The sequence below is a fragment of the Variovorax sp. 01N429 genome (assembly GCF_056399425.1).
Genome location: NZ_JBFTRG010000235.1, coordinates 1 through 370, shown reverse-complemented (window position 1 = coordinate 370; position 370 = coordinate 1). Strand labels below are relative to the sequence as shown.

General features: G+C 67.3%; 1 protein-coding gene. It reads left to right on the top strand.

All coding sequences use genetic code 11. The features are described from left to right. Positions 1–107: 107 nt before the first annotated feature. Positions 108–284, top strand: a complete 177-nt coding sequence (locus AC1DSF_RS31400) for a hypothetical protein (protein WP_478184214.1) — start codon at positions 108–110, stop codon at positions 282–284. Positions 285–370 lie beyond the last annotated feature (86 nt).

Sequence of the window (370 nt, the reverse complement as noted above, 5' to 3'; positions counted from 1 at the left end):
GGTAGCGACCGAGGCCAAGCCCGCCACGGTGATGTGCTCGTACAACCGCATCAACGGGGGGTGTATGCCTCGCAAGACCACTGGCCGCTCACCGAAGTCCTCCGGCGATGAGTGGAAGTTCGACGGCCCTTGACCAGGGCTACACGAACGTCCTCCGATGGGTCGCCGAGGGCTTGACCCTGGCGCTGCTGACGGTCGTTTCTCATCCTCGCGTCAAGCCTGTCCCGCAGATCGGGGCCGGACCGCAGACCGACGAGCGCCCGGCGGAAGACCACGTTCGGTGACGACGCGTGCAGGTTGCCGTTGTCTGCCGCCCGGGTGACTTCCGTGACTCAGTGCGCCTGCCCATCCCGCTCCGTCGACGGGGTGC